The 16,676-nt window shown below is 64.2% G+C and carries 18 protein-coding genes; 10 read left to right on the top strand and 8 right to left on the bottom strand.

From position 1 onward, the window contains the following. Positions 1-109: 109 nt before the first annotated feature. Positions 110-397 (bottom strand): hypothetical protein, encoded by a 288-nt coding sequence (locus AB1402_07355; GenBank protein ID MEW6541412.1) that lies wholly within the window; start codon positions 395-397, stop codon positions 110-112. 3 nt (positions 398-400) lie between these two features. Continuing rightward, positions 401-880 (bottom strand): metallophosphoesterase, encoded by a 480-nt coding sequence (locus tag AB1402_07350; GenBank protein ID MEW6541411.1) that lies wholly within the window; start codon positions 878-880, stop codon positions 401-403. A gap of 400 nt (positions 881-1,280) precedes the next feature. On the opposite strand from AB1402_07350, the gene AB1402_07345 reads away from it, so the two are divergent. The 6 genes from AB1402_07345 (at position 1,281) to AB1402_07320 (ending at position 7,933) form a co-directional block, all read left to right on the top strand. Continuing rightward, complete coding sequence (locus tag AB1402_07345; GenBank protein MEW6541410.1) at positions 1,281-1,571, top strand: MerR family transcriptional regulator; 291 nt, start codon at positions 1,281-1,283, stop codon at positions 1,569-1,571. A gap of 57 nt (positions 1,572-1,628) precedes the next feature. Further along, positions 1,629-2,066: an Hsp20/alpha crystallin family protein gene (locus AB1402_07340; GenBank protein ID MEW6541409.1), complete on the top strand. Its 438-nt coding sequence runs from the start codon at positions 1,629-1,631 to the stop codon at positions 2,064-2,066. Between the two features lie 137 nt (positions 2,067-2,203). Beyond that, positions 2,204-3,178, top strand: a complete 975-nt coding sequence (locus AB1402_07335; GenBank protein MEW6541408.1) for a DnaJ C-terminal domain-containing protein — start codon at positions 2,204-2,206, stop codon at positions 3,176-3,178. 105 nt (positions 3,179-3,283) lie between these two features. Next, complete coding sequence (clpB, locus tag AB1402_07330) at positions 3,284-5,869, top strand: ATP-dependent chaperone ClpB (protein ID MEW6541407.1); 2,586 nt, start codon at positions 3,284-3,286, stop codon at positions 5,867-5,869. 50 nt (positions 5,870-5,919) lie between these two features. Beyond that, positions 5,920-6,705, top strand: coding sequence for a DUF362 domain-containing protein (locus AB1402_07325; protein MEW6541406.1), 786 nt, complete (start codon positions 5,920-5,922; stop codon positions 6,703-6,705). 382 nt (positions 6,706-7,087) lie between these two features. Next, positions 7,088-7,933 carry a protease complex subunit PrcB family protein gene (locus AB1402_07320; protein MEW6541405.1) on the top strand — a complete coding sequence of 282 codons (846 nt, stop codon included), beginning with the start codon at positions 7,088-7,090 and terminating at the stop codon, positions 7,931-7,933. Positions 7,934-8,090: 157 nt separating this feature from the next. Here the strand turns inward: AB1402_07320 and AB1402_07315 are convergent, their stop codons facing one another. The 3 genes from AB1402_07315 to AB1402_07305 all read right to left on the bottom strand — a co-directional run bounded on the left by AB1402_07315 (position 8,091) and on the right by AB1402_07305 (position 10,101). Next, positions 8,091-8,639 carry a GerMN domain-containing protein gene (locus AB1402_07315; protein ID MEW6541404.1) on the bottom strand — a complete coding sequence of 183 codons (549 nt, stop codon included), beginning with the start codon at positions 8,637-8,639 and terminating at the stop codon, positions 8,091-8,093. Positions 8,640-8,756: 117 nt separating this feature from the next. After that, the gene (locus AB1402_07310; protein ID MEW6541403.1) at positions 8,757-9,794 is read right to left on the bottom strand and encodes a phosphodiester glycosidase family protein; all 1,038 of its coding nucleotides are present in this window, start codon (positions 9,792-9,794) and stop codon (positions 8,757-8,759) included. Continuing rightward, positions 9,781-10,101 carry a hypothetical protein gene (locus tag AB1402_07305; protein MEW6541402.1) on the bottom strand — a complete coding sequence of 107 codons (321 nt, stop codon included), beginning with the start codon at positions 10,099-10,101 and terminating at the stop codon, positions 9,781-9,783. Before AB1402_07305 ends, AB1402_07310 begins: the two co-directional genes overlap by 14 nt. A 412-nt stretch (positions 10,102-10,513) precedes the next feature. Between AB1402_07305 and AB1402_07300 the strand changes: the two genes are divergently transcribed. Next, positions 10,514-11,134 (top strand): class I SAM-dependent methyltransferase, encoded by a 621-nt coding sequence (locus AB1402_07300; GenBank protein ID MEW6541401.1) that lies wholly within the window; start codon positions 10,514-10,516, stop codon positions 11,132-11,134. On the opposite strand, the gene AB1402_07295 is transcribed toward AB1402_07300, so the two are convergent. Next, positions 11,109-11,891 carry a DNA methyltransferase gene (locus AB1402_07295; protein ID MEW6541400.1) on the bottom strand — a complete coding sequence of 261 codons (783 nt, stop codon included), beginning with the start codon at positions 11,889-11,891 and terminating at the stop codon, positions 11,109-11,111. The genes AB1402_07300 and AB1402_07295 overlap by 26 nt on opposite strands. A 284-nt stretch (positions 11,892-12,175) precedes the next feature. Here AB1402_07295 and AB1402_07290 point away from each other — a divergent pair, with 284 nt between their 5' ends. Next, on the top strand, positions 12,176-12,901 hold the full coding sequence (locus tag AB1402_07290; GenBank protein ID MEW6541399.1) for a GntR family transcriptional regulator: 726 nt from the start codon (positions 12,176-12,178) through the stop codon (positions 12,899-12,901). A 114-nt stretch (positions 12,902-13,015) separates the two neighbouring features. Then, the gene (locus tag AB1402_07285) at positions 13,016-13,786 is read left to right on the top strand and encodes a sulfite exporter TauE/SafE family protein (GenBank protein MEW6541398.1); all 771 of its coding nucleotides are present in this window, start codon (positions 13,016-13,018) and stop codon (positions 13,784-13,786) included. On the opposite strand, the gene AB1402_07280 is transcribed toward AB1402_07285, so the two are convergent. Further along, entirely contained in the window at positions 13,783-14,151 is a 369-nt protein-coding gene (locus tag AB1402_07280; GenBank protein MEW6541397.1) for a response regulator, read from the bottom strand. The genes AB1402_07285 and AB1402_07280 overlap by 4 nt on opposite strands. An 18-nt stretch (positions 14,152-14,169) precedes the next feature. Beyond that, positions 14,170-15,363, bottom strand: a complete 1,194-nt coding sequence (locus AB1402_07275; GenBank protein ID MEW6541396.1) for an ATP-binding protein — start codon at positions 15,361-15,363, stop codon at positions 14,170-14,172. A gap of 307 nt (positions 15,364-15,670) precedes the next feature. Between AB1402_07275 and AB1402_07270 the strand changes: the two genes are divergently transcribed. Next, on the top strand, positions 15,671-16,672 hold the full coding sequence (locus tag AB1402_07270; protein MEW6541395.1) for an EamA family transporter: 1,002 nt from the start codon (positions 15,671-15,673) through the stop codon (positions 16,670-16,672). The last annotated feature ends 4 nt before the right edge of the window (positions 16,673-16,676 follow it).

Here is a 16,676-nt window from a genome sequence, read left to right as displayed (position 1 = left end):
CTTCTCTTTCTACGGGTCCCCACGACTTCCCCGCTATTGGGCCCTCCCTATGTCAGCGGCAAGCCCGCGGCACCGGCGCCCGCCGCGGCCCAACCGGTCCGGCTTTCTCCTAAGCCAGCCCCGCCTCCTTGAGGCGGCGCAGCATGAACGACCGGGCTTCGTAGTGCGCTTCCTCGTCCTCGACGGGGATCAGGCGGACCAGGTCCGGCGGCAACTTCCCCATCACTATGCCCTGGCCCCGGGTCTCAAAGATCAGGTACAGGTGCTGGTCCTCCTGGATCTGGACGGCGTAGTCCCCCTTTTTGACGGTGTAGATGGGGAGGATGTCCGGACTGTCCAGAAAAATGTCCACGGCGTCCCGCAGTTCCACTTTTCTCGGTCTCGGCTTGTACTCCAACTCCTAATCCCCTCCATCCAGATATCGTATTTCGCCCCTGATCTCCCGCCCCAGGTGCAGCAATCCGTACGAGGCACGGGGCTGCCGGCGGCGGTCGGTGGGCGAACCGGGGTTGAAGAGCAGTACACCGCTCGAACTCCGCTCGCAGTACGGGGCGTGGGTGTGGCCGAACACCACGCAGTGCGCTCCGGGAAAGGCGGCCAGGGCGCGGTGCTGAGCGCCCGCGTAGCCTCCGTGCCCGTGCAGGATGCCGATCCGGAAGCCCTCCAGTTCCAGGAGCCTGGTCTCGCCCAGCCGGCGCCGGACCTCCCACGAGTCCATGTTCCCGGCCACGGCCGCCACCGGCGCCAGGCGGGACAAGTCGTCCAGTACCTTCAGGTCGGTCAGGTCCCCGGCGTGGATAATGAGGTCCACCCGTGCGAACGCCTCCAGCACCGGAGCCGGAACGGCCCGGGCCCGGGATGGGATGTGAGTGTCCGCGATGACGCCGATAATAATCTCCGGTTCACTCCCGCCTGCCGGCTTTCCAGCCGCGCCGGTGAACTGTTCCGTTCCGCCCCCGCGGGACTGTCGCTGATTCTACTCTGCCCACCGCGACGACAAAAGATTTTCGACAGCCACAACCGAACTCCTCCTCTACTCGGATTCCGGCCCGAAAAAAGCGCTTTCGGGGGCCAAGCGCAATATCCGGGATTACCTGTCTCCAAGGCCGTATTTCGGTGCAAACAGGCGCCTCGCCAAGTAAAACAAAGCTATCTGCCACAGCTGGGCCGCCCGGCCGTCAGGCCCGTCATGCATAAAAATCCAGACCACTTGACAATAATATTGTTAGGGTGTATATAATCAACTTAGTAGGTGGGCTGACGTCTAGGAGGGTCATCCAATGTTCAGGATCGGAGATAGAGAGCCTGTATACGTAATTGGGATAGCGGCCGAAATGCTGGAGATCCACCCTCGGACGCTGCGCATCTACGAGGAGTGCGGCTTGGTCCGGCCGGCCCGGACCAAGGGCAACATCCGCCTGTATTCGCGGGCGGACCTGGAACTGATCCAGAGGGTCCGCTACCTGACCCAGGTGAAGGGGGTCAACCTGGCCGGGGTGCAGATCATCCTCCAACTGGAGGAAATCCTGGGTCCGGTGATCACGGGGTCGCGGGAACGCGAAAGGGAGTGAACGTCGGGGGAGTCTCGGTGATCCAAAAACTCTAATTCACTCGGAGGTGTTCAAGTGATGACATTGGTGCGGTGGGATCCATTCCGGGACATGCAGAACCTGCAGCGGGCAATGAACCGCCTGTTCGACGACAGCCTGCTCCGCTCCGTCGAGCGCAACCACCACGACACGTTCGGCAGCGCCGACTTTTTCGAGACGGTGGACAGCCTGCTCCTCTACCTCGATGTGCCCGGGGTGAAGCAGGAAGACATCAAGATCCAGCTCCTGGGGAACCAGCTCGTCGTCCAGGCGGAACGGGCTCAAGTTGTGCCGGAGAACGCCCGGCAGCTGCGGCTGGAACGGCCGTACGGCACGGCGCAACGGAGTTTCACCATCGGCGTGCCGGTGAAGCAGGACGCCGTCAAGGCCGCCCTGCGCAACGGGGTGCTGGAGATCGTGCTGCCCAAGTCCGACGAGTTGCGGCCGAAGCAGATCCAGATTCAGATCGAAGAGTAACGTTGGCTGAGTACCGGTTGGCTGAGTCCTGTAAGAGTCAGATCAACTCCCCCCGACGTAGTTTTTAAGCAGCGAGGCGGTTTTCCCCCTCGCTCTTTCTTTAGGATAGGATTACCCGGTGAAGGAGGTGTGCCGGAGTGGAATACAAGGACTATTACGCTATACTCGGTGTGGACCGGAAAGCCGACCAGAAGCAGATCAAGGCCGCCTACCGCAAACTGGCGCGGAAATACCACCCCGACCAGAGCAAGGAGCCGGACGCGGCCGCCCGTTTCAAGGAAATCAGCGAGGCCTACGAGGTGCTCGGCAACCCGGATAAGCGGGCGAAGTACGACGAGATTCCGGAAGACTGGAACGAGGCGTTCGGTTTTCACCGGGCCGACGGCGGCTTCCGGCACGCCGGCCCGTGGGGGCGGGCCCAGAACGGCGGCCAGGGAGTACGGTTCACCTTCGGCGGCGAGGGCGCCGACGGGTTCAGCGACTTCTTCCGGATATTCTTCGGCGGCGGCGGCGTTGGTGGCGGGATGGAAGGGCCGTTCGGGGGCCGCGACGTTTTCGGCGAGGGCCGCGGCGCCTACCGGGGCGTGGATCTGGAAGGCACGGTAGAGATCAGCCTGCGGGAGGCCTTCCACGGCAGCGAGAAGCAGCTCAGCCTCAACGGGCAGACTTTCCGGCTCAAGGTGCCGGCAGGCACCGAGGACGGAACCCGGATCCGGGTGCCGAGCGGGGGTCAACCCGGTGGCTACGGCGGATCGGCCGGCGACCTATACGTGCATATCCGGGTGCGCCCCCACCATTTCTTCGGCTTGAAGGGGCGGGACCTGGAGTGCACACTGCCGGTGACGGTGCCCGAGGCCGCTCTGGGGGCCAAGGTGGAGTTCCCCTACTTGAAAGGGACGGTCACCGTGAACGTGCCGCCCGGCAGCCAGAACGGCACGGTGTTGCGACTGAAGCGGCTCGGGCTCCCGGGCGCGGATGGCAAGCCCCCCGGCAACCTGCTGGTCCGGCTGGAGGTCCGCCTCCCGGAGCGCCCGAGTGCAGCGGAGAAGGAATTGCTTGAGAAGCTGCGGGACGTCTCCCGGTTCAACCCCCGCGCCGGCCTCACAGTCTAAGACACGGGGACGGCCCGCAACAGGCGACGGTTATCGTGCGACAGGGAACGGCTTCTATTCTGGATTCTGGATTCTGGATTCTAATATTAAAGAGGTGATCCAACAATGCGGCTGGACAAACTGACCGTCCGGGCCCAGGAAGCGTTTCAAGCCGCCAGGGCCGCAGCCGAACAATACAATCATCAGGCGATCGATTCGGAACACTTGCTGGCCGGCCTGCTGCAACCGGAACAGAGTACGGTGCACCTGATTTTGGGCCGCCTCGAGGTCACTCCGGCCGCGCTTGCAGAGCGCCTCCGCGAGGAACTCGGCCGCAAGCCCCGGGTGACCGGCGCCGGCGACGGCGACGGCCAGGTGTACGTCACGCCCGGCGTGCAAAAGGCCCTGGAGCGGGCCTGGGCGGAGGCCGCCAAACTCAAGGACGAGTTTTTGAGCACCGAACACCTGCTGCTGGCCCTGGCCGGACCCGGCGGCGGCGGCGCGGCCGCGCTGCTCAAGCGGCACGGCGTGACGCCCGACCGGATCCTCCAGGCGCTCAAAGAGGTCCGGGGCACGCAGCGGGTGACCGACCCGAACCCCGAAGACAAATTCCAGGCACTCGACCGGTTCACCCACGACCTGACCGAACTCGCCGCCCGGAACAAACTCGACCCGGTCATCGGGCGGGATGACGAGATCCGGCGGGTGATGCAGGTCCTGTCGCGGCGTACCAAGAACAACCCGGTGCTCATCGGCGAGCCCGGCGTCGGCAAGACGGCGATCGCCGAGGGGCTCGCCCGGCGGATCAACGCCGGGGACGTCCCGGAAACGCTCAAGAACAAGCGCCTGCTCGCCTTCGACATCGGCGCGCTGGTGGCCGGGGCGAAGTACCGGGGCGAATTCGAGGACCGGCTGAAGGCCGTGCTCAAGGAGATTGCCGAAAGCCACGGCGAGATCATTCTGTTCATCGACGAGCTGCACACCCTGGTGGGGGCCGGCAAGGCCGAGGGGGCGATCGACGCCGCCAACATGCTCAAGCCCGCCCTGGCCCGGGGTGAGCTGCGGTGCATCGGGGCGACCACCCTGGACGAGTACCGGAAGCACATCGAGAAGGACCCGGCGCTGGAGCGGCGCTTCCAGCCGGTGTACGTCGGCGAGCCCGACGCGGCCGACACCATCGCCATCCTGCGCGGGCTGAAGGAAAGGTACGAGGTACACCACGGGGTGCGCATCAAGGACACCGCCCTGGTGGCGGCGGCCACCCTGTCGGACCGGTACATCACCGAGCGGTTCCTGCCGGACAAGGCGATCGACCTCATCGACGAGGCGGCCGCCAAGCTGCGCACCGAACTCGACTCGCGCCCGGCGGAGATCGACGAGGTGGACCGGCGCGTGCGCCAGTTGGAAGTTGAGCGCCAGGCCCTCCTCCGGGAAGAGGACGAGGCCAGCCGGGACCGGCTGACCCGGCTCGAGGAGGAAAAGGCGCGCGCCGAGGAGCGGCTGGCGAAGCTCCAGGCGCTGTGGGACGAGGAGAAGAACCTGATTCAGCAGGGCCGGCTCTTAAAGGAGCGGATCGAGAACGCCCGCACCGAGGACGAGGCCGCCGAGCGGAACGCCGACTTCACCCGGCTGGCCGAAATCCGCTACGGGGTGATCCCCGGACTCCAGAAAGAGCTGGCCGAACTGAAGACCCGGCTGGAGAACCGGCCCGGACGGCTGCTCAAGGAAGAGGTCGACGAGCAGGACGTGGCCGAGATCGTCGCCAAGTGGACCGGCATTCCGGTGTCCCGGATGCTGGAGGGGGAGACGGAGAAGCTGATCCGGCTCGAGGAGAACCTGCACCGCCGGGTCGTCGGGCAGCACCACGCGGTGGAGGCCGTGGCGGACGCCATCCGGCGCGCCCGGGCCGGCATCGGGGATCCGCACCGGCCGATGGGCTCCTTCATGTTCCTGGGGCCGACCGGGGTGGGCAAGACCGAACTGGCCAAGGCGCTGGCCGAGTTCCTGTTCAACGACGAGCGCGCCCTGCAGCGGTTCGACATGAGCGAGTACATGGAAAAACACGCCGTGGCGCGCCTGATCGGGGCGCCCCCGGGGTACGTGGGGTACGAGGAAGGCGGGCAGCTCACCGAGGCGGTGCGCCGCCGGCCCTACGCCGTGCTGCTCTTCGACGAGATGGAGAAGGCCCACCCGGAGGTGTTCAACATTCTGCTCCAGCTCCTGGACGACGGGCGGCTGACCGACGGGCACGGCCGGACGGTGGACTTCACCAACACGGTGGTGATCATGACCTCCAACGTGGGCAGCCACTACTTCCGGGAAATGGCCGGGCGGCCGCGGACCGAGATCGAGGGGCTGGTGCTGGAGACCCTGCGGCAGCACCTGCGTCCCGAGTTCCTGAACCGGATCGACGAAATCCTGGTGTTCGAGCCGCTGGGCGCGGAGCACCTGCAGGCCATCGTCGACATCCAGCTGGAGCGTCTGAGTGCCCGGCTGGCCAAGCAGAACGTCGCCCTGGAGGTCACGCCGGAGGTCAAGGAGTTACTGGCCCGGGAGGGGTATGACCGGGTGTACGGGGCGCGGCCCCTGAAGCGGGTGATCCAAAAGCGTTTGGAGAACCCGCTGGCGAAGGCCGTCCTGGCCGGGGAAATCACCCCCGGCCGGGCCGTCCGCGTCACCCTGGACGAGGACGCCTCCCTTCTCTTCACCTAGAAAGGATTGACCCCATTTGGCTTATTGGCTAGGATGAGGAGGGTGATGAGATGAGCATGGTGAGCCTGCAATTCAAAAATTACGAGACCTCGGTGACCGACGCGCTCAGGCGCCTCGGCCTGGAGGCCGTCTTGAAGCGAGAGCAGCGGATCGTGATCAAACCCAACCTGGTACTCCCGGACCCGCCCCCGGTGACCACCGACGTGGCTTGTGTCGAGGCGGTGGCCCGTTTCTGCCTGGAACATTCCGCCGCCGAGGTGGTGGTGGCCGAGGGCTCCGGGGGCTCCGACACCGAACGGTGTTTCGAGACGCTGGGCTACCAGGCGATGGCCCGGCGCTTGGGCATCAGGCTGGTGGACCTAGACCGGATACGGTTCACCATTAAGAGCGACCCCCGGGCCGTGCTTTACGACCGTTTCCCCCTTCCCACCATCCTGGACGGCGCCTTTGTCATCTCCGTGCCCGTCCTCAAAGAGCACTCCATGACCACCGTTACCTTGAGCCTGAAGAACATGATCGGCATCTGCCCGGCCGGCGAGTTCAGCGGGTTCTGGAGCTTCCGCAAGTCCCGGGTGCACCAGACCGACCTGAACCGGGCCATCCTGGACATTAATCTCTACTGTCCGATAAATCTGGCCGTAATCGACGGCGCGGTGGGCTTGCGCGGTTCGCACCTCCGGGGCTTACCCCTGGACCCGCCGGCCCGCATGATCGTAGCCGGAACCGACCCGGTCGCCGTTGACGCTGCCGGGGCCAGTCTCCTGGGACACCACTGGACCGGAGTTGCGCACATCCGTCAGGCAGACGGCCTGCTTGGCCGCGCGCCCGACAGTTGAGCCTGTCGCGTATTGCAAGGAAAGGCATCTTCCAGGAAGGTGTCCCTGCCGATTTTTTAGAATGGGCCGGGCGCGATGGGCGCCAAGCCCCAGAAGCCCGGCCGCCGAGCAGTCAAAGCAACAACGACACAACGACTGGAAAATGCGAAACCTTTTGTGCTCCTGATTCGTCCTATAGAATGCGGGGGATCTTTATTCAGGGGCCTAAAGCGCATCTGCCAACCCAAACTTCGTTATCACCAAGGAGGTTGGAAGCTCACCAATGCAACTACAAAAAAGTGGGAGACGCCCTCTACGACCTGATGGCTACCCGAGCTTGAAGCTCACCATGCAAAAACAAACAACCGGTGCTCGGCACGCTCGGTTCCTCGTGTTTGCTTTAATGCTGACCGTCTTGCTGCTTGCCGGGTGCGGGATCCAGCCCGGTCCGGACCCCGCACCCATACCCGCACCCGAACCCGGTGCGAAGGAGCCGGCCGACCCGCCGAAACCGGCCTACGACCTGAACGGGGGCTTCGCCCGTCCCGCCTACGACACGCTCCCGGAGGAGATCCGAGATTGGGTCGACAACTCCCGGCCGATCATGCTCGGCCAGTCCAGATTGTTCGGGAACTACCTGTACATTCTGGTCACCTACGGCGAGAAGTCCACCGGCGGTTACGACGTGAACATCACCGACATCCGAGATACCCCGGAGGCCCTGGTAGTGAGAGTCCAGTTCGTGGACCCGCCGCCCGGCCAACCGGTAACCCAAGCGCTGACCTACCCGTACGACCTGGTGGTGACCGCACCCACCGAGAAAGAAGTTCGGTTCGAGAGCGCCACCGAGTGGCCGCAGGTGCCCACCCTGCTGGGCATCGATCATCTGCCGCCCATCGTGGCCGGCCGCGGCGGCATCCAGGTGTTCGCCCCGGCGCCGGAGAGCACGGTGCCCGACCCGTTCGTCTTCCGGGGCATTGCCAACACCTTCGAAGGTACGGTGAACTTCCGGGTCGAAACCAAGGATGGGGAACTGCTGCTGGAGCACTTCACTACCGGAGCGATGGGCGATTGGGGCTATTTCCGGGAGATCGTGGAGCTGCCGGAGCAAAAAGGGGACAGTCCCCTGGAAGAAAGGGGGACAGTCCCCCTTTTGCTGCGCGTCTTCACCTACAACGCAGGGTACCCCCACGAGGGCGGCGGACCGATACTTGACGAATTCGAGATCCCGCTCACCCTGCGCCGGTAGTCCACAAGACAAAAGCAGGCGGCAGTCCGGGCTTTCGGCCCGGGCTGCCGCATCAGGATGAATATGCTCGCCCGGCGGGAACGACTCGGTGATCGAGGGTCAGGCCCACCCGGCCTCCACCGGTTCGTGCTTTGGGAACCTCCGCACCCCGCCAGGTTTACAGCGGCTGGTCGCCTTGGCGCGTAAGGGTTTCGAAAAGCGCTCCCTCTCCGGAAAACGGCCGCTCGTTGGTGCCGACCCGGACTCCCTCCACCTCGAGGACCAGGTCGGTGATTTCCTCAAACTGGGTGCCCGTGTAGGTCAGTTGCTGGAGTATGCCGAGCACCCTGGCCGAGCCGCCGATCTGCTCCAGCGCCGCGCTCAAGTCCAGGGTGGCGTACGGCGGGCTGACCTCCACACCAAGCAGTTTCACATCCTCCGGTAACTGGCTGACCAGCCGGTCGGCTTCCTCCGCGGAAGGCCCTTTCAGGAGTTCTTCCATTGCGGCTTGCAAACGTGCCTCCAGGGTGTCCTCCTTCAAGGTCACTTCCCGCACCACCGGTTCCAGGGTCATCCCGTCGCTGCTCAGGTAGAAGTACACGGTCACCTCCGCGGTCACCGGCGGCGGCACCGGCTTGGCCCCCCCACAGCCCGCTGCAAACGCGAGCAACCCGATCAGCAACAACACCACTATGGGCCTCACTGTGGGCCTTACTGCTCTCCTCATTCCCCGACCCTCCCCCTTTGCAGGCCCGGCTCCTTATATGCCCGCCTCTGCCGGGAATGCCAGCATAACAATTCGCCGTTTCCCATCGTTTCTCCTGCCCGACTGTTTGGTTCGACACTACGGTAAAACCACGATATTAGTGGCCATCACCCGCTCCCGGCCGTCCGAGGGGCGGTTTAGAATCTCGTTTCCAAACACGAACACGCTGGACCCGCCGCCGTCCATGTTGTAGGCGTCGATCACCCCGAACTTGATCAGCGTCACCTGCAGGTCCTCCAGGGTCACCCCGCTGCTCCAGTCGGCCTGCCGCCCGTCGACCACGATCATGATCAGATCGCCGTTGGCGTACTCGCCCAGAATAGTGCGCGGTTGCCGCTGGTTTCGCCACTTTTCCGGGATCGGCACCGGCCGGCGGTCCTTGATCAAGATCGGCACGAAGCTGACCCCCTGCCGGGCGCCGGTGCCCAGCAAGGCGGCGCGGTCGTTGAAGATGCCGCCCACCAGCCGCCCCCGCCCGTCAAACCCGGCGAAGAACAAATCCTCGCGGGGCGACTGGAAGTTCCCGACCAGCTTCCCGTCCACCATCGTGTTCCCGATGGGCAGGCTGTGCATCTGCCCGTTGGCCGGGGCCCGGTGGAAACCGCCCCCGTTCACCCCCAGGACCGCCCCGGTGCGCCGGACGGCGCCGCTCGTCGTCTCACCCGGCCCCTCCCGGTACGTCACCCGCAGCACGCCCGGGTCAAACGGTTTCACCTTGGCGATGTAACCGCGGTACCCGATGCCTTTCAGTTCAAAGACCTTGACCTCCACCCGCGCCGAACGGTGCACCCGGACCGGCGGCCCCAGTTTGTCGAGGATGTGCTGCTCGTAGATATCGTCCGAAAGTCGTTTATGCTCGCCGCTCTTGGCGGCCAGAGCCGCAAGCTGTTCCTGCTGCTCCTCGTAGCGGCGCTGCTGTTCCTCCAGGGACTCGTGGACGGTGCCGACCTCATACCGCAACTGGTAGACCTCGTCCGCCAGCCGCCCCACGGCCGGCTGCAGCCCGGCCGCCGGCAGGTCCAGGCCTTGCGCCGCCCGGCCGAAGGAAGAAACGGCGATCAGCACCCCGATCAGGGGTGCCGCGAAAAAGAAGAAAAACATGTTAACGCGCCACATCGGGCGACTTCCTCAGGGTGTTCAGGCTCTCCTGCAGTTGCCCGAGCTGGCGGTCCAGTTCGCTGATCCGCTGGTTTAAGGCCTCCCTGGTCTGATCGGAGCGCGCCAGCACCTGGTCGGTATCGGCCAGCGTCTCCTTGACCTCCGCGACCTCCAGTTGAATCGCGTCCAGCCGCTCGCTCAGGGCCTGCACGTGCAGAGCGTTGCTCTCTTGGACCATGCGGATCGAAGTGTCGATGTAATCGGTGGCGTAGTAGTAAGCGCCGTACAGCAGTCCGCCCCAGACGGCCAGTGAACCGGCGATCATTCCGAATCGCCGCCAGAACGGGTTCGTCCTTCTCTTTGACCGGGAGGGCCTATCCGGAGGCAAACCATCGGTCGGCTTCGGCAATTCCAAAATCATCCCCGCCCTTCTTGCTATACCTTACCGCACATGTTAATAGACGTCCAGGCTCACGAATTGGTTGCAAATCGTGTGGGAAAAACACGGCGCGAAAACAGGTCGGCGCGGCGCGCGAGGAGCGATTTCACCGGAAGGTGGGGGGTGTTTGGCGCATAAAGACCAGTCAAAAGCCGGATCAGATTGGCTGCAACCACGAGGCGGCACCGCCTTCGGAGGCGCCGTCCGGGGCCGGCAAGATTTTTGCCTGCGGTGGACGGGCTCTATGGTAAACTAATCTAAGATAGGCAAGGCGGAAGTCGGGGGGTGTGCTCCGCCCGTGAAAAAAGTCATCCAGACCCCGGTCGACTTCTACGACCGGATTGTGCCCGTCTACGACATTGTCGCCAGCCATAACATCCGGCCCTACCGGCGCATTGTGAAGAACCTGGAGATCGCTCCCGGGAAGTCGGCCCTGGAGGTGGGTTGCGGCACCGGAAACCTCACCGTCACCCTCGCCGTGGTAATGGCCCGGGTGCTGTCCATCGACTTCTCCGCCCGGATGCTGGAGCGGGCCGCCCGGAAGATGACGAGACGCGGTTTTGACAACGTGACCTTCCGCCGGATGAACGCCTTTGAACTCACCCCGGAGGACCACGGCACCTTCGACTACTGCTTCACCGCCTTCCTGCTGCACGTGTTCGCCCCCGCCGACCGGCTCCTGCTCTTGTCCAGGATCGCCCGGCTAGCCACCGAGCGGGTGGTGGTCATCGACTACGCCCCCGGACGCTACCGGCTGCGCTACGCCTTTGTCGAGTGGCTGGAAAAAAGCCACTACAAGGAGTTTTTGCAGGCCGACCTCGCCGGGCAGGCCAAGACGGCCGGCCTCGAACTCGTCGACTACTTCGAGGACGGGGACTACGGGTGCTGGGAGTTCAGCCCGGCCGCTTCTGGAAAATGAGGATGAATTCGTGCACCTTGTTGACGCGGAAGACGTGGGGATAGCCGAGGGGGCGCAGGTTATTGTATTCGGGGCGCCGGTCCCAGATGATGATGTCGTCCAGGGTGAGCCCGGTGTCCCGGAGACGGGCGGCCAGGTCCATGTGCAGGGGGAAGAAGTCGTCTTTCTTCCGGATGTCCATCACCACCACCACGCAGTAGGCCCCGGCGACCATCGTCTGGCGCACCCGCGCGAACACCGCCTGCAGGGCGTCCAGGAACGCGCCGTAATCCTTGATCCGGCTCAGGTCGTCCGGGTCGCTCCCGTAGTTGCGGATGGTTTTGCCGTCGGCGGTGCGCCGCTGGTTCAAAATGTCCCAGTACGGCGGGGACGTCACGCAGAGCCCCACGGAGTCCGGGGCCACGTAGTCCAGAAGCCGCCGGCTGTCGTCCCGGATGATCCGCGGGTAGTGCGGCGCGCCCGGGTCGGCCGCGAGCGCCGCCAGTCGCTCGCGCGCGATATCGATGTACCCGGCCGAGAGTTCAAAGCCCACGGACTTAAGACCGCGGCGGTAGGCCGAGCACAGCGTGCCGCCGCTGCCCATGAAGGGGTCGAGCACCAGGCCGCCCGCTACCGCTTTGCGGCCGAAGATCTCCACCAGGCGGTCGGTGAGGCGGGCCGGAAACATCGCCGGGTGATTGTAGCCCCGCTCCTCCCGGTCCTTTTGGATGTCGTCCCAGATACTGATGGAATACCGCAGCCAGGTCTTGCCGTCCATTATTCAGCCTTCAGCCCCTCATAATTTGGAGACAGAACGTTTATTCTATACCTGCCCGCTCCATCTCCTGCCAGACGCCGCCATTCATGCGGTATGTCGAAGAGACCGAACGTTTATTCTATACTGGCCCGCTCCATCCCTCCCTGAACGGCCGCCTTGTTTCCAGGTCGGCCGAACCACCGGCGGCGGGTTTTTTCGATTGACTACTTGCACTGTCCTGCAGGCTGCGCTACAATTGACGAAATGGTATACCATTTTACGTGTTCAAACGGGAGGTGAAGCCCTTGGCCGGAGACGGGCAACACCCGGGAACGGGAACGGATAGTGCCGACCAGGTGCGGGGCCAGGTTCACGGGGAGCTGCGCCGCGCCTTGCTTGAGGGCCGGTATGAGCCCGGGGACCGGTTGGTGGAGCGCAAACTGGCCGCTGAACTCGGGGTCAGCCGGACCCCGGTAAGAGAAGCGTTGCGCGCCTTGGAACAGGAAGGCTTGGTATACCATATGCCCCGCAGCGGCGCGGTGGTGGCCCGGTTGGACAGCCGGGAGGTGCAGGAGATCTACCGCATCCGGGCCGTCCTGGAAGGTCTGGCCGCGCGCATGGCCGCCGAGCGGATCGGCCCCCGCCGGCTGAAGCGGTTGGAATCCTTGTTGGAACAGATCGAAGACCTGGCGGACCGGGGGGAAACGCACCAGCTGGAGAGTGTCCACCGGGAATTCAACCACGTAATTTACAGAGCGGCTGAAAGCCCCCGCCTGTACGACATGGTGACGTCCATGGCCGACTACATCGACCTCTTTGTGCGTGTGGGTTATGCCCACCCCGGGCGCCTGACCGAGGCCACTGACGAACACCGCCGGCTGGTGGCCGCCATCAGGCTCCGGGACGGCGACCTGGCCGAACATGTCGCCAGGGAACACGTCAACCGGTCCCGGCATGCCTACCTGCAGGCCGCCGCCCAGAAAAAAAAGGGGGACAGTCCCCCTTTTCCAGACAACCGGCTCGAAAACTAGAAAGGAATCCGCCCCTTTGCAAAAAGGGGGACAGTCCCCCTTTTTCAGGCCCGGAGGCGCTTGGGAAAAGTCAAAAAAGGGGCCTGGCCCCTTTTTCGGAAGGAGAAGTTGGGTTTGGATGAATTGCAGATCGCGCTTATTTTTGTGGCCGGGATTGTGGCTGGGTTTGTGAACACGGTGGGCGGCGGCGGTTCCCTGATCTCGCTGCCGGTGCTCATCTTCGCCGGCCTGCCCTCGGCGGTGGCCAACGGTACGAACCGCGTGGCGCTGATGGTCCAGAGCCTGGTGGCCATCGGCTATTTTCGGCAGAAAGGGTTTTTCTATCCGAAGTTCAGCGTCTTCCTGGGGGTGCCGGCGGTCATAGGGTCGATCGTCGGGGCCCGGTTCGCCCTCTCCCTCTCGGACGAAATGTTCAACCAGGTGTTGGCGTTCGTGATGCTGCTGGTGATGGTGCTCATCATCGTGCGGCCGGAGAAGTACTTCCTTCAGGCGGAAGTGGAGAACTTCACTCCGGTCCGCCTCGGGGCCGCCGCGCTCGCCTTCTTCGGGATCGGTTTTTACGGCGGTTTTATTCAGGCCGGCGTCGGGTTCATCATCATCGCGGCCCTCGCGCTGATCACCGGCATGTCGCTGGTGAAGATCAACAGCGTGAAGGTGTTCGTCACGGCCATCTACATGCTCTCCTCCCTGCTGGTGTTCGTACTGAGCGGCAAGGTGGACTGGGTCCTCGGCCTCGCCCTGGCCGCCGGCAACGGGATCGGCGCCTACCTGGGCAGCGCGTTCGCCGTGTACAAAGGGGACGAATGGATCCGGGTGTTCCTGGTGGTCTCAGTGCTGGTGATGTCCGGAAAGCTCCTGGGCGTGCACAAATTGTTCGGTTTTTAGCGCCGGGCGAGCACTCCCCTGACCCGCTGCAGAAAAGCCGTCACGTCGAACGGTTTCTCGATGATCCCTTCCACGGGCAGGTCCGCGTCCAATTGACCGTCCAATGCGTCCCCGTATCCGGTCACGAAGAGCGCCCGGGTCTCGCCGCAAACCGTGTGCAGCCGCCGGACGACATCCAAGCCGTTCATCGCCCCCAGCTTCACATCCACAACCGCCAAACGCGGCCGGTGTTCCGCGATCAACCGGAGCCCCTCCGGGCCGGAGGCGGCGGTCCGGTGCGAAACCCCACCGGCGGTGAGTATCTCGTCCATGAGCCAGCGCACACTGTCGTCGTCGTCGATAACCACCACGTCCACCCTCTCCACTGTCACACTCCTTACTGCTTAGAACAACTCCGCCTGAACCGCGGGATTAGCGCCCGCGATCGGGAACACGGCCTGCACCCTTGTCCCCCGATCCACCTCGCTCTCTATTCGCAACTGACCCCCCAGGTCCTGGACAATTGCGGACGAAACCGCCAGCCCCAGTCCGGCTCCGGCCAGCTTGGTCGTGAAGAAGGGCCGCCGGATGTGCTCCAGGTTTTCTCGGGGAATTCCTGTACCGGTATCCCGGAAAGAAACCCAGGCGTGGTTCTCGTCCCGGTCGAACTCAATTTCCAGCCGCCCGCCCTCAGCCATCGCCTCGACGGCATTCTTGGCGATACTCAAAAACACTTGCTTCAGACCGCCGGCCTCCCCCTTGACCAGGGGAAAGTCCTCCGGCGTCCTGCCGACCACCAGGTCGACGTCGTGCAGGCGGGCCTCGCCGCCGATGGTGAATTTCAAGTCGTCCAAGATTTTGACCAGGCTCACCCGCCGCAGATGCTTTTTCCGGCCCGGGCGGGCCGGGGACAAAAAACTGCTCAGGATGGTGTTCATCCGTTCCAGTTCGGCCTGGAGCTTATTCAACAACTCCTGCCGATTGACCTCATCGCCCGCCAGGCTGAAGAGCTGGATGGACCCGATCGCGGCCGCCAAGGGATTGCGCAGTTCATGGGCCAGACCGGCCGCGACCTCGCCGGCGGTGGCCAGTTTCTCCCAGTCCCGGATCTTCCGGCGCAGGACAACCGTCTCCGTGGCGTCCTCAAACACCGCGATGGCGCCCGTCACCGAGCCGTCCCCCCGCCGCAGCGGAACGACGTCCCAGCATAGATACAGCGCCTTGTCGCCCTCACCCAGGATCTCCTGCTTTTTTGGATGAGCCTCGCCGGTGGCAATGGCGTGGTGCACGGCCGCCTCCAGGCGCCGTCCGAAACCCCGCCCCGCCAACGACTGTCCGGGTTGCACCGAAATGCCCCAAGGATCCAGGACACTCTTCAGCGCATGGTTGACCGCCGTCACCGTGCCCTCGCGGTTGGTGACGATAATGCCGTGGCGCAGCGAGTTCAAAAGGTCCCCGCTCTGCCGCCGGGTGACCTCGTAAAGCGGGGCCGTTTCCACGGCGACGGTCGCCCGCCTGCCGAAGGCATCCAGCGCCGTCGGCGCCTCACCATTCCCAGGTTCACCAGGTTCACCATTCGACCCCAGATATTGTCCCACCAGGCCACAATCCGTTGACCGCCCGTCAGCCGACAAACCGTGACACCTCACTCCGTGCATCGGCACATCCTTCCGCATCCAAAGTAAACATTTGACAAAATCCGGTATTCTCCTTTGTGCGGCTGCAAAATTTTTCTATCGGACTGGAAAAACCCCGGCGCCCTTTTTTGCACCGGGATTTGACCCGTTTTCTTGGAAACGGGGTCCTGGCAGCCTGTAAATTTTCTTTTGACGCCCAACTTTTGCACTCCTATAATGGAGAAGTCATTATCTATAGACTCCGGACTCCGGGAGGCGAAAACCGGACGTGAGCGCCGCGCCGACCCCGACCGGCGGTTTGAATTCGGCCGGAAAGGAAAACTGGTCCGCCTACCTCGACTTGCTGGTGGTGTACGTCGTCTGGGGCAGCACCTACCTGGCCATCCGGGTGACCGTGGGCGAAGGCGGCGGCTTTCCCCCGTTCATTATGGGGGCGATGCGCGTTATGGCCGCCGGGGTTTTGTTGCTGCTCTGGGCCGGCCTGACCCGGAGCCGCCTGCGTCCGGCAAAAGGGGAACTCTTGGTCCTCGCAGCTTCAGGCCTCCTGCTTTGGACCGGGGGAAACGGGTTGGTGATCTGGGCCGAACAGCGGGCCGATTCCGCCTACGCCGCCCTCCTGGTCGGCTCAATGCCCATCTGGGTGGCCGTCATGGTGGCCTTCCTGGACCGCAAGCCCCCGTCCTGGCTTCTGGCCGGTTCGCTGCTGATCGGGTTTGCCGGCCTCGGTCTGTTGACCGCCCCCGTCTTGGCCACCGGCACGCGGGCCGACACCCTCGCCGTTATCGCTTTGCTGGCCGCCACCGTCAGTTGGGGAATCGGCTCCCTGCTCCTGAACCGGAAACCGGTGGGCATGAGCGTCATTGCCAGTTCGGCCTACCAGCACCTCTTCGGTGGAATCGGTTTTGCCGTGCTCGTCCTGGTTTTCAACGAGCCACTCCCGAACCCCTCGCCCGCCGCGTGGTGGGCCTGGAGCTACCTCGTGGTTTTTGGGTCGCTGCTCGCCTTCACCTCGTTCGTGCGGGCCTTGCGCAGCCTGCCCACCAACATCGTCATGACCTACGCCTACGTCAACCCGGTGATCGCCGTGATTCTGGGCCGGCTGATCCTGAACGAGGCAATCACCGCGTGGACCCTCGGGGGTGCGGCCCTCATCCTGCTCGGGGTGGCCGGCGTCTTCCGGGACCGCCAGGTTAACGGCAAGGCGGCCGACGGCGCGCCGGGCACTCTCCGGGGTACCCGCATTCGCGGGTCGGCCGGCTCCGCCCGTTGAAAGC

The organism is Bacillota bacterium (genome assembly GCA_040757205.1).
Lineage (GTDB): Bacteria > Bacillota > Desulfotomaculia > Desulfotomaculales > Desulforudaceae > Desulforudis.
The sequence above is the reverse complement of the archived record's forward strand: the minus strand, read 5'-3'. Positions and strand labels throughout refer to the sequence as shown.